This window comes from Alcaligenes sp. PF14, from assembly GCF_037150615.1.
GTDB lineage: Bacteria > Pseudomonadota > Gammaproteobacteria > Burkholderiales > Burkholderiaceae_B > Alcaligenes > Alcaligenes phenolicus.
Map to the genome: position 1 here is coordinate 580,895 of NZ_JBAGRS010000002.1, position 12,041 is coordinate 592,935.

Below are 12,041 nucleotides of genomic sequence, written 5' to 3' on the forward strand. Positions count from 1 at the left end.
GGGGTTAGTCGTGAACAGCTATCGTATTGCGCTGAATTTTGAGGACGGTGTCACCCGTTTCGTGGATTGTGGTGAACATGAAAAAGTGCTGGATGCCGCGTATCGCCATCAGATTAATCTACCCATGGATTGCTCGGACGGCGTGTGCGGCACCTGTAAATGTCAGGCCGAAAGTGGTCAGTATGAGCAGGGCGATGACTACATCGAGGATGCCCTGACGCAAGAAGAAGCGGACAAGGGTTTGGTTCTGACCTGCCAGATGATTCCCAAGTCTGACTGCGTGATTGCTGTGCCGATTTCATCGGGCGTGTGCAAGACGGCCGTGGCCAAGTGGCAGGGGCAAGTGTCGGAATGCCGTCAGTATGAGGACGCGGCGTACGAGCTGAAGATTGATGCGGCCGATGAAGCTTTGCCTTTTCTGCCTGGGCAGTACGTGAACATTACGGTGCCCGGCGGGCAGGCGCATCGTTCCTATTCCTTCAGCTCTGCACCGGGCGAGTCGCGCTTGAGCTTCTTGATCAAGCAGGTTCCGGGTGGTTTGATGAGCTCCTGGCTGGCGGCGCAGCCGCTCGGTCAGCAGGTGGAAATGACAGGGCCTTTGGGCAGTTTTTATCTACGGCAGGTGACGCGCCCCTTGCTGTTCCTGGCCGGTGGCACGGGCCTGGCGCCGTTCTTGTCCATGCTGGAAGTGCTGGTCAAGCAAGGCTGTACGCAGCCTGTGCATCTGGTCTATGGCGTCACCCGTGATCAGGATCTGGTGATGCTGGCAGAGTTGGAGTCCTTTACCCAGCGTTTGCCCGGCTTTAGCTACACCACCTGCGTGGTGGACCCGCAATCCACCCACGAGCGCAAAGGCTACGTGACCCAGCATCTGGATCCGGCGCATTGGCATGAAGGGCAGGTGGATGTGTACCTGTGCGGGCCGCCACCCATGGTGGATGCCGTCAGCCAGTTCATTGATGTGCAAGCCCATGCTCCCGCGAATTTCTACTACGAAAAATTCGTCACCAGCCAGTAAATGCATTCAAGCAACGCCCCTTTGTGGGGCGTCCTGTGCTGGATGACTCCTACAAGGAAAGATCATGACTGCGCCTCTGCGTTTTCATCAAAAAGTGGCCATTGTGACGGGCGCGGCCCAAGGCATTGGCCGTCGTGTTGCCGAGCGCTTGCAGGCTGAAGGAGCCTGGGTACTGGCCGTAGACCGATCCGAGCTGGTGCGGGAACTGGCCAGCGAGGCGGTCCTGACACTGGAAGTGGATCTGGAAACCGTTGAAGGTGCTCAGGCTGCGGCCCAGGCGGCGCTGGATAAATGGGGACGTATTGATATTTTGATCAATAACGTCGGGGGAACGATCTGGACGCGCCCTTACGAGCACTACACACCGGCACAGATCGAGGCCGAGATACGCCGTTCCCTGTTTCCAACCCTGTGGTCCTGTCATGCCGTTTTACCCAGCATGCAGGAGCAGGGTAGTGGTGCCATTGTAAACGTGTCCTCGATTGCCACTCGCAGCATTAACCGCGTGCCGTATGCAGCGGCTAAAGGGGGCGTCAATGCCTTGACCGCCTCATTGGCTTTTGAGAATGCCCAGCGCGGCATTCGGGTTAATGCTGTCTCGCCTGGCGGGACCGAGGCTCCGCCACGGCGTATTCCCCGCAATACCCAGAGTCACGATGATCCCCAAGAAGCCATCTGGTATCAGCAAATTGTGGATCAGACCGTGGCTAGTAGTTTGATGAAGCGTTACGGCAGCCTGGATGAACAGGCCGCCAGCATTTTGTTTTTGGCCTCCGACGAGGCTTCGTATATCACCGGCACTGTCTTGCCAGTAGGAGGCGGCGACCAGGGCTGATCAATCGATGCACGCGGCTGGTAGAGCGAAGGGCATCAAGACAAAAAACTCCATTTGGGGGAGACAAATCATGAAAACACTAGACGTTAATGAAGTGATTGAGCAGGCGCGCTTCGGGCGCTTTCACTGGATGGTGATGAGCCTGTGCGCCTTGTTGTTGATATTCGATGGCTATGACTTGTTTATTTACGGTGTGGTTTTGCCGGTGCTGATGGACGAGTGGAATTTGACGCCGGTGCAAGCCGGGGCCTTGGGTAGTTACGCCTTGTTCGGCATGATGTTTGGCGCGTTTGTATTTGGGCCGCTGGCAGACAAGATTGGCCGTAAAAAAGGCGTGATGATCTGCTTTGCCTTGTTCAGCCTGGCTACCTTCCTGAATGGCTTTGCGAGCTCACCGACCGAGTTTGGTGTCTACCGCTTTCTGGCCGGCTTGGGCTGTGGCGGATTGATGCCCAACGCTGTGGCTTTGATGAACGAGTATTCGCCCAAGCGTTCGCGCAGCACCTTGGTCGCCATCATGTTCAGCGGCTATTCATTGGGTGGCTTGTTGTCGGCAGCGATTGGCATCTACATGCTGCCGCGCTTTGGCTGGCAGTCCATGTTTTTCTGTGCAGCCATTCCGTTGTTGTTGCTGCCTTTTATTGTCTGGAAGCTGCCGGAGTCACTGGTGTTTTTGATGCGCCAAGGGCAAGAGGAAAAAGCACGCCGCATTGTGCAGACCTTGGCCCCTGAAATGGTTGTATCACCAGAGATCGTCTTGACCTTGCATGAGCAGAAAAAGACGGGAGTGCCCATGCTGGATCTGGTCAAGGAAGGGCGCTTGCTTGGCACCTTGATGATTTGGGTGGCGTTTTTCTGCTGCCTCTTGATGGTCTATGCCCTGGGTTCCTGGTTGCCAAAATTGATGGCCAACGCGGGCTATAGCCTGGGTTCCAGCCTGTCCTTCCTGGTGGCCTTGAACCTGGGCGGCATGTTTGGTGCGATTCTGGGTGGTTGGTTGGGGGATCGTTTTAGCTTGCCTAAAGTGGTGGCCTGGTTCTTTCTGGTGTCGGCCGTGTCCATTACCTTGCTGGGTTTCAAGAGCCCGACTCTGGTGCTGTACGTGTTGATCGTGATTGCCGGTGCCACCACCATTGGCACGCAGATCCTGCTGTACGCCAATACGGCGCAGTTCTATCCCTTGTCCATGCGTTCCTCGGGCTTGGGCTGGGCGTCGGGAGTGGGGCGGATCGGTGCGATTGCCGGGCCTTTCCTGGGCGGCACGCTGATGGCGGCCAAGTTGCCCTTGCAGATGAACTTCATGGCCTTTGCCGTGCCGGGTGTCGTGGCAATGCTGGCTTTCCTGATGTTTATGGTGTCTTTGCGTTCATCGCCCAAAGTGGCGCTGAATGCCGTGGCCGGTTGAGAGAGCTGAATTTTAAAGCTGGCTGGAGTAAAGTTCATACACACTGTTTTCAATAGACGAATGCCAGCCTTTCAAATTGATTGGCTGGCATTATCTATGGAGCCTGCCGGAATCATGACCGCTAGTAGTCTTTTGCTGTTTCTGCCCGCCTGTTTTGCCCTGAATATGGCCTTCGGACCTAATAATCTGCTGTCCATGACGGTAGGGGCCAAGCAGGGGGTGTCGACTGCCATGGTAGCGGCCATGGGGCGTCTGGTCGCCTTTGCCATCATGATTGTGGTGGCGGCCTTGGGGATGGGAACCTTGTTGATGGTTTCGGAGACGGCCTTTACCGTGGTCAAGCTTGCGGGAGCGGCGTATCTGATCTGGTTGGGTATCAAGGTGCTGCGTGCCAGTAGCAAAACATCAGCAGAGCAAACCGAGGTAAGCAAAAAAGATATCTGGGGCCTGGTGCGCCAGGAGTTCTTTGTGGCTATCGGCAATCCTAAAGCCATTCTGATCTTCACCGCCTTCTTCCCGCAGTTTGTAGATATGAACAACTATTGGGTTAGCTTCATGACACAGGGTGTGATTTTCCTACTGCTGGAAGTGATCGCGATTGCGGCGTATGCCTATGTAGGCACTCGTTTGTCCGGCGTGATGCAAAATGCGCGTGGTCTGCGTTGGGTGAACCGCATTAGCGGCAGCATGATGATAGGTTTTGGCGTGATCCTGGCCATGGCTCGACGCTCCTGATGTAAGCCCCGATCTGGGGGAACAAGTTGGAAAATAAAAGGCTCTCCTTGCGAGAGCCTTTTTGATGTTTCTATTTGTACAGGGTAAACACTGAATATGCTATTTAGTGCTTGAAGTTTGTAAATTTTTTGTTAGGATAAAAATTCGTTCTAGGCTTTCTCGATTAAATAAACAGCAGGAGGTTTGGATATGAATGACACGCCCATGAACTGGCCCAGTGATTTTCCGAGCAAACACGATTCAATATAAAACCTCAAAAAAAACGGAGACCGTTAACTAGCCAGGCCGCCCTATGGGCGGCTTTTTCATTGGCGCCTTACTGTTATGATTTTTAGATCTATATGTCTTGAGATTGAGCTGCCCGTTTATTGATAAGATTCAAATTCTGAATTGCTCAGGATTAGAAAGTTTCACTGGGCTACCTTAAATTGGGTTTTATTGCATTTTAATGCATGGAATGGCTTGGAAAAATACGGAGCAGGAAAAGAATGAATGACATCAAGGCCTTGTTTGCTTTGTGTTTTTCCCTGCTTCCTGCTGCTTGTTCCTGTATCGCCGTCACTTATCCTGGCGATCCCGAAGGAGCCACTGCCGTTTGCAATGGCAGTGCCTATGGCGAGACGCCACTGACAATTAACAGTCTGCTGGAGGGGGCGTCGAAATGTTAGTGTCCCCTTGAGTAGGTATTAACTTGTAATATGGCTCCTGAACGAGCTTGGCCAAACACTCTAGCTAAGATTCTTTGTTTTTAAATTTGGCTGATCTTGGCTGATTCACTGTTTTGCTCTGCGTAAACAAGCTCCCAGCGCTATGCTATTTTCCTCTCTCTCCCTTTTCTGATTGATCCAGCCTTGCCACGTTCCTCTGCTACCCCCCCTCGTCGTATCACCATCCGCGATGTCGCCAAGGCGGCAGGGGTGTCTTTGACTACGGTTTCACACGCCTTGAATGACAGAGGGGTGGTGGACCCGTTAACGCGTGCCAAGGTCAAACAGATCGCGGCTGATATGGGCTATAGGCCCAATGTACGAGCGCAGCGCTTGCGCTCGGGGGCGGCCAACAGCATTGCCCTGGTATCGTCCATGCCTTTTGCCGTGTCGGGTGGCGTTTCGCGTCTGGGCTTCATGATGGAAGTGGCGGGCATTGCGGCCGAGGCGGCCATGCGGCGCGGCCTGGCTCTGGTGTTCGTGCCGCCCTTGGAAAATGCCCAGGCCTTTCTGGAAGGTCTGGATATTGATGGGGCGATTCTGTTGGAGCCCATGACGGATGATCCCAATGTGCGCTTGTTGCAAGAGCGTGGCGTGGCCTTGGTGTCGATTGGGCGTCAAGGCGGTAGCGTAGACAGCATTCCCTTTATTGATCTGCAATCGACCGCAACCGCGCATTTGTTATTGAATCACTTGTGGGAGCAAGGACGGCGACGTATCGCTCTGGTGCAAAGCAGTGCCGCACGTGACTCTTACGCCAGCCATAAAAAAGCCTACGAGAATTTCGCTGCAGCGCACGCCATGCCAGTGCGCTATATGCAGGTAGAGGAAAGCTTGGGTGAAGCCGGTGGATTTGATGCCTGCGCCCGGCTTTTAACACAGTATCCTGATACGGATGCCTTATGTGTGCCTGTGGATGCCTTTGCAGTGGGCGCCTTGGCGGCTGTGCAGCAGGCCGGTTTGCGTGTCCCGCAGGATGTAATGATCGCCACCCGTTACGATGGCTTGCGTGCCCGTACCGCAGAACCGGCGTTGACAGCTGTGGATCTTCATCTGGAACAAGTGGCCACCCTGGCGGTAGAACTGCTGTTCGAGCATCTATCGGGTGATAAGAGCCGCCTGTCGGCTTTGGGCCCAAAGCCGGAACTTCGGGCCCGTGCCTCTACACAGCTGGACGATTAAGTCAGCATGACGGCCAGACCGGAGACGGTCGCAAACACCAGAACTCCAATGCGCAAACGGCGTTGATCCAGCTTGTGATGTACCAGGCTGCTCAAGCCCATCCCCAGCAGCAATGCGGGCAGGCACAGCACGGCGTAGCTCAGGTGGGACCACTTTAGCGCGCCGGAGATACCCAGCACGGCCAGCGAAATCACTTCCCCCACCAGAAAGCACAAGGCGACTGTCGAGCGCAAGGTGGCGACAGGGGCGTGCTGGTACACCAGAGCCAAAGGCGGGCCACCAATGCCGGTGGCGGTTTCAGTGATGCCGGTGACCAGACCTGTGGCAATAAAGGCCTTCTTGCCGGGCGTGAAGCTGGGAGCCAGCACCGACGCCAGTACAGCCAGCAAGGTACTGATACCGACAAACTGGTTTAACCAGTAAGTCGACAGCACCAGCAAAATCCCCAAACCGGCAAAAGTCCCTGCAAAACGTCCGACGGTGATCCAGCCCGCGCCGCTGCGGTCGATCGCTCCACGTTCACGCCAGGCAACATAGGCGTTCAGCGGCAGCATCAGAAACAGGAGCGCTCCTGGTATGGCCTCGGGATGAACCAAAGCCAGTACCGGGACTACGATCAGGGCAAAACCCATCCCGCTGGCACCCTGAATAAAGGCACCCGCCAGCACGGCGGCAAAAGCAATCAGCAAACCCACTGTCATGCCAAGGCCTTTTCCTGCTCGGCGTGACGAGCCAGGTGCTCGGTGGATGGGGCATGCAGCTTGCGGATATCCGATTGCGCGACCGCATGGCGAGCCAGCTCACGCACTTCTTCCAGCAAGGGCAGGGGATCCCAATCCACAGGCTGGCCTTCCCACAGACGCAGCTTGCCTTGGACAACGACAGCCCGAATCTGATCGCGAGCAGCAATCCGAACCAGTTCCCAAGGCAGATCCCAGGAGGGCGTCATCTCGGGCACTTGCAGATCGACCACGAGGAAGTCGGCTTGGGCGCCCACCCGAATCTGCCCGGTTTGAGCTCCCAGGCCTATGACTTCGGCCCCCCCTCGGGTCGCCATATCCAGCCAGGTCCAACCCGCACCGCAAGAGGAGTCGCCCACCATCATGCCGAAGGCAAAGCGTTGTGCCGCCTCGCCATAATCCATCATGCGAAAGGCATCGCTGCGAGTGCCGTCCGTCCCCATGCCCAAACGTATGCCTTGAACGCGCATGGCTTCGGCAGGAGCGACGGCATTGCCTTTCCAGGCGCTGGCAACCGGGTTGTAGGAAACGGCAGCGTTCAAATCAGCCATCAGCCGGATTTCGCTGGGGGTAACCAAGGTGGCATGGGCCAGCAAGGAAGCCGAACCTAGGGCACCAATATGGGCAAGATGCTCGATCGGGCGACGACCATGGGCATTCAAGGAACGCTCCACCGCGACCAAATGCTCGTTGGCATGGGTCTGGAACACACGGCCCGCTTCTTCGCTCATGGAATAGATACGATGCAACATCGCATCACTGGCGGCTTCGGGAATAGAGATAGCCAGTGAAGGGCTAATCAAGACATGGTGTTCCCATTGCTGAAGGTGGGCCTGGGCGCGAGCCACAATAGGCTCGGCGTCCAATAGTACCGCGCCGTGCTTGTCGTTGCAGATCAGGCCCAGAACGCAGCGTATACCTACGTCTGTGGTGGCTTGCACAATCGCGTCCAGATCCTCGGACGATCGCGTGCCAGCGTCGCAAACCGTCGTGAACCCGCCCCGCAAGGCTTCCAGTGCCGACAGCTTGCTGGAGGCATACAGATGGCGAGCGTTCAAGGTGCTTTCCAGCGGCACCCAGACTCGGCGGAAAATCTCCGAGGGCTCGCCATACACCAGCGACTTCCCATATGACTGGGTGACGTGATGGTGTGCATCCACAAAACCGGGCATCAACAAATGACCGGGCAAGCTCAGACGTGGCAGCCCAGGGTGACGGGCGGCAATCTCTTCTACCCTGCCAATATCGCTGAAGTGACCTTCTTCAATCAGGACAGCGTGTCCGCTGACAGGTCCTTGCGGCAGCAAAAGGTGTTCGGGTTCCAGAATGCGGGCCTGAGCCAGGTCGTGGGATTGAAATAAAGATGCGTGATTCATGGCACAGCTCATCAAGAATGTTGAAGGGGAGCGGGTTTGGGCGAGCGCTGGCCGAGGTGAATGAACAGGTAGTTCAAAACAGCCGCCGTCAGCGCACCCATAGCAACGCCGTTGGACAAGAGCAATCGCACTTGGGAGGGAAGTTGGTCGTAAATGCCGGGAACGACGATGGGCAGCAAACCGATCGCCAGAGCCGTGGCAACCACATACATGGCGGCATGGCCGCGCAGGTCTACCTTGCGCAACATGTCTATGCCCATGGTGCCGACGATGGCAAAGACCACCAGCCCAGTTGCGCCAATGACAGAGGCAGGAATGACGCTGATCAGCGCGGAGAGCGGCGAGAACACGCCAAACAGAATCAGGAACAGTCCACCGACGGCCGTGACATAGCGGGAGCGCACTTGGGTCGCGCGAATGATGCCGATGTTTTCACCACTGGTAATGATTAGCGAGGTCCCGAAAATACCGCCCAGCAAAGAAGCCAGCCCGTCGCCACGGATCGTATTGGGCACTTGTGCCTGTTGTTCGGCCTCGTTTTCCTTGCCCAGGACCTCATTCAAGGCAATGGTCTGGCCAGTGGCTTCCACCATGGAAATCAAGGTGAACAACAGCAGCGGCAAAGCGGCGATCAGATCAAAGTTGGGCGGGCCAAAGGGGAAAGGCGATGGCAGGGCCAGCAGTGGGCCACTGCCCACGCCGCTCAAGCTGATGTCGCCCATCAAGGCAGCGGACAAGGCACCCACAATCAAGCCTAGCAAGATAGCCAGCTGGCGGCACATGCCCTTGAGCAAACGGGCAAACAGCACCGTAGATGCAATGGTGATCAGGGCCAAGAGCAAATTGTCGGTATTACCGAAATTGGCCGAGCCGGATGTGCCGGCAATCAATTTGCCGGATATCTGCGCCAGGTTGATGGCAACCAGCAAGAGCATGATGCCGATGACCAGCGACGGGAAGTAACACAAAAAACGTTTGAAGATGGGGACGATCAGAAAGTACAGCAGGGCAGACAGAATCACCGCACCGGAGGCAGTGGGCAGATCGGTCTGTTGAGCGATCAAAATGAACAAAATAATGGGCGCGCCACCGGGCAACATCACAAAAGGCAGTTTGGCGCCTATACCGCCTGGACCGAAGGATTGGATCAAGGTGCCTATGCCACAGACCAGAAAGGTGGCGCTCAGTAGCTGAGTGGTCAGGACAGCATCAAAGCCCAGGGCCTTGCTCATCAAGAACACGGCGGCGATAGGGGAGGCGGCCATGACCAGTACGTGTTGCAGCCCGAAGGCAATCATGCGCTGAGGGGAATACAGCTCATCCACTTGCGCAGTGGGGGTGTCTTTCATCAGTGTCTCCTGTGCTGCATTGTCAGGTGCTAAAGATCCTGCTGCAGTCCTTTAGGTTTTTATCGAATTTATGAGTAAAACGATTTGGTTTTGATTTTATGTTCAACCAAAACGTTTTGGTAGTGTATTTATGCTTGGCTGAAAAGTCGATGCGCAAATCAAATAAGGATTATTTCTGCAGGCTGAACTAGCCTGTTGGAGGCAGAGGCAGAGGCAGAGGCAGAGGCAGAGGCAGAGCGGGGCATTGGGCAGCCTGCCTGGCGATCTTATGCAGATGCAGGGCGCGGCATGGCGAGGGCCATCGTTACGGGGAGTGAGGCGATCGCTGGTTTAAAAAGCGGGAGGGGCAAACTATGAGGCGTAGATGACAAAAATGAACGTCAGCACAGAGGGATTGTTTACCCTTTAGATAGCCAGTTCCGACCATCTAAAGGGTGTTTTTACGTAACAGGCTTTAATCCACGATGTAGAGTTTGGCGCCCGTCTGAGTGGAGGAACGGTGCGGCTCGGCATTGTCAGCCACATGGTAAGACTGTCCCGGTTCCAGGGTGAAGCGGCGGCCGTCTTCCAGTTCGGTATCCAGCCGGCCTTCCAGACACAGCAACATATGGCCCTTTACGCACCAGTGGTCGGCCAGATAGCCGGGGCTGTATTCCACCATGCGTACGCGAATGGGGCCAAATTGCTGGGTGCGCCACAGGGCCATACCTGTTTCGCCTTTGTGTTCTGTAGGAGTAATGTCGGACCAGTTAACGGTGCAAAAGGGTAGGTTCTGAATATCCATGCTTGCGGCTCGTGAGGAGGAATGACGTTTATAGTAGGCCTCTTTGCGAGGCTTGGTTTGTTGCCTTACTGATTCTTCCTGATACAGGCAATTTCAATTTAGAAATTTGCTGACGTCACAAACGCAGAGAGATCAGGAATACTCGCGCTCAACAGGGGCTTGTCATGGCACTTGTACTGACAAAAAGGGGAAGCGCATGAGTCTGTCTCAATCAACATTATTCGCACGGCACCGTGGACGGTGGGGCGTGCTGGCCGTTGCCTTGTTGCTATCAGCTTGCAGCAGTGTGCCTCAACAATCGGCACAGCGTGAGGCGGTCTCAGCGGCAGCCCCACAAACGGCCTCGACTTTGGGTACGCAATGGGGAGAAGGGCGTGAGTCACGGGCCTATTCGGTTCAGGCTCAGCGCGTCGAGCCTCTGCGTGATGAACTGCAATTAGCCTATTCCGATGAACGCAGTATTCGCCAGGTTTTGGGTCAAAACCTGGATGCCCAGCGCAGTATTTTGCTGGATCAAGGCAAGGTGGAATTGTCTGTGCATGATGGGCGTGACGCGCCTTTGACAATTTTCAGCAGCATCGGGCAGAAAAACTATCAGCTGGCGGGCAAAGCAGGGGAACGTTACGTTCTGGTCTATACCAATCGCAGCGCTACGCCTTATGAAATCATCACCACGGTAGATGGTCTGGATGTCTTGTCGGGCAAACCGGGCAGCCGCAGCTATAACGGCTATCTCTTGCAGGCCGGGGCCGTCTTGCGTATCGAGGGCTTTCGTAAAAGTGCTGACGAAGTGGCCGCTTTTCGTTTCTCGGGCAAGGACCGGGCTTACGCGGCGAACACTCTGGCGGGTGACAAACGCAATATCGGTGTGATCGGTACGGTGCTTTACGAAGTACGCCCGGTGACTCCGACTCAAGCTACCGTGCCGTCGCCCAATCCTTTTCCTGCTGACAAAGGCAATGGGCAATACGCGCCTGCGCCGCGTTATTAAGACTTGACCGTTTCCTTCGGCAAAAGAGCAGTCGGATTTTGACGAAGGGACGAAAGATATTCACGCAGATATCAGGGCTCTTAGCGGGAAATTACGCGCTTGGAGCCCTGCAATGACTCTGTTAAGGTGTGCCAGGATTAGCCACTTTGCAAGGACAGCGCGTGCCGCCAGAGTTGATCCATCCAGAGCATTTTGTCCACGTACGCATCATCATTGGCATGGTGCTGGGTATCAGCATTTCCAGACTGATCGTAGGCGTCTCTGAATTCATCCAACACCCCAAAGCCAAGCGTATCTATCCCATTCACTTGGGGTGGGTGCTGTATCTGTTCCTGACGATTATCCATTTTTGGTGGTATGAATTCAGTCTGGTGAAAGTGCAGGTCTGGTCCTTTCAGCTGTATTTTTTCCTGATTTTGTATACCTGTGTGTTTGCCATCATGGCGTCCTTGCTGTTTCCGTCCAATATGGAGGAATACCGTGGTTTCGAGGATTATTTCCAGACCCGGCGGCGCTCGCTTTACGGCTTTTTTGTGCTGATTCAGCTTATGGACCTGGTCGATACAGCCATTAAAGGAAAAGAGTATTTCTTGTCGCTGGGTGTGGAATACCCCTTGCAGCAAGCCGTGTTCATTGTCATGGGCCTGATCGCCATGCTGGTGCCCAGCAAGCGCTATCAGGCGGCCTTGGTGGTGCTGACGATAGTCTATAAAGGGCTGTGGATTTTCCGTTTGTACGATATTTTGAATTGAGTCAGCCGCTCGTTTTTTCGGGTTCTATCTGTCCTTAAAGGCACAACGGTTTTCTCCGGCTGCGCCCCTTTCGTCTAGCTTGTCCGCATTTCTCTTTAGCTCCTGCCCGGTCAAATGGGACATGGATAGGCTATGGAGCGGTCAAACATCCGCTTTAGCAGATCTGT

Annotated in this window: 11 protein-coding genes; 7 read left to right on the forward strand and 4 right to left on the reverse strand. The window is 55.2% G+C overall.

Going from position 1 to position 12,041, the window contains the following annotated elements:
* Positions 1–10 precede the first annotated feature (10 nt).
* The 5 genes from benC to WFM49_RS06710 all read left to right on the forward strand — a co-directional run bounded on the left by benC (position 11) and on the right by WFM49_RS06710 (position 5,882).
* Complete coding sequence (gene benC, locus WFM49_RS06690) at positions 11–1,018, forward strand: benzoate 1,2-dioxygenase electron transfer component BenC (protein WP_336972437.1); 1,008 nt, start codon at positions 11–13, stop codon at positions 1,016–1,018.
* A gap of 64 nt (positions 1,019–1,082) precedes the next feature.
* Entirely contained in the window at positions 1,083–1,853 is a 771-nt protein-coding gene (locus WFM49_RS06695) for a 1,6-dihydroxycyclohexa-2,4-diene-1-carboxylate dehydrogenase (protein ID WP_254499327.1), read from the forward strand.
* A gap of 70 nt (positions 1,854–1,923) precedes the next feature.
* Positions 1,924–3,258 (forward strand): MFS transporter, encoded by a 1,335-nt coding sequence (locus WFM49_RS06700; RefSeq protein ID WP_336972441.1) that lies wholly within the window; start codon positions 1,924–1,926, stop codon positions 3,256–3,258.
* 114 nt (positions 3,259–3,372) lie between these two features.
* Positions 3,373–3,993, forward strand: a complete 621-nt coding sequence (locus WFM49_RS06705; RefSeq protein WP_031232112.1) for a LysE family translocator — start codon at positions 3,373–3,375, stop codon at positions 3,991–3,993.
* A gap of 851 nt (positions 3,994–4,844) precedes the next feature.
* Complete coding sequence (locus WFM49_RS06710; protein WP_031232111.1) at positions 4,845–5,882, forward strand: LacI family DNA-binding transcriptional regulator; 1,038 nt, start codon at positions 4,845–4,847, stop codon at positions 5,880–5,882.
* On the opposite strand, the gene WFM49_RS06715 is transcribed toward WFM49_RS06710, so the two are convergent.
* The 4 genes from WFM49_RS06715 to WFM49_RS06730 all read right to left on the reverse strand — a co-directional run bounded on the left by WFM49_RS06715 (position 5,879) and on the right by WFM49_RS06730 (position 10,131).
* On the reverse strand, positions 5,879–6,583 hold the full coding sequence (locus tag WFM49_RS06715; protein ID WP_336972443.1) for a sulfite exporter TauE/SafE family protein: 705 nt from the start codon (positions 6,581–6,583) through the stop codon (positions 5,879–5,881). The two genes, WFM49_RS06710 and WFM49_RS06715, sit on opposite strands and share 4 nt — an antisense overlap.
* Positions 6,580–7,998 (reverse strand): amidohydrolase family protein, encoded by a 1,419-nt coding sequence (locus WFM49_RS06720; RefSeq protein WP_336972444.1) that lies wholly within the window; start codon positions 7,996–7,998, stop codon positions 6,580–6,582. Before WFM49_RS06720 ends, WFM49_RS06715 begins: the two co-directional genes overlap by 4 nt.
* 11 nt (positions 7,999–8,009) lie before the next feature.
* Complete coding sequence (locus tag WFM49_RS06725; RefSeq protein WP_336972447.1) at positions 8,010–9,347, reverse strand: uracil-xanthine permease family protein; 1,338 nt, start codon at positions 9,345–9,347, stop codon at positions 8,010–8,012.
* A gap of 454 nt (positions 9,348–9,801) precedes the next feature.
* Complete coding sequence (locus WFM49_RS06730) at positions 9,802–10,131, reverse strand: DHCW motif cupin fold protein (protein WP_026482692.1); 330 nt, start codon at positions 10,129–10,131, stop codon at positions 9,802–9,804.
* 196 nt (positions 10,132–10,327) lie between these two features.
* Here WFM49_RS06730 and WFM49_RS06735 point away from each other — a divergent pair, with 196 nt between their 5' ends.
* A complete protein-coding gene (locus WFM49_RS06735) occupies positions 10,328–11,122 on the forward strand; it encodes a hypothetical protein (protein ID WP_336972450.1) in 795 nt (264 codons plus the stop codon).
* A gap of 146 nt (positions 11,123–11,268) precedes the next feature.
* Positions 11,269–11,874 (forward strand): hypothetical protein, encoded by a 606-nt coding sequence (locus WFM49_RS06740; protein ID WP_250757191.1) that lies wholly within the window; start codon positions 11,269–11,271, stop codon positions 11,872–11,874.
* The last annotated feature ends 167 nt before the right edge of the window (positions 11,875–12,041 follow it).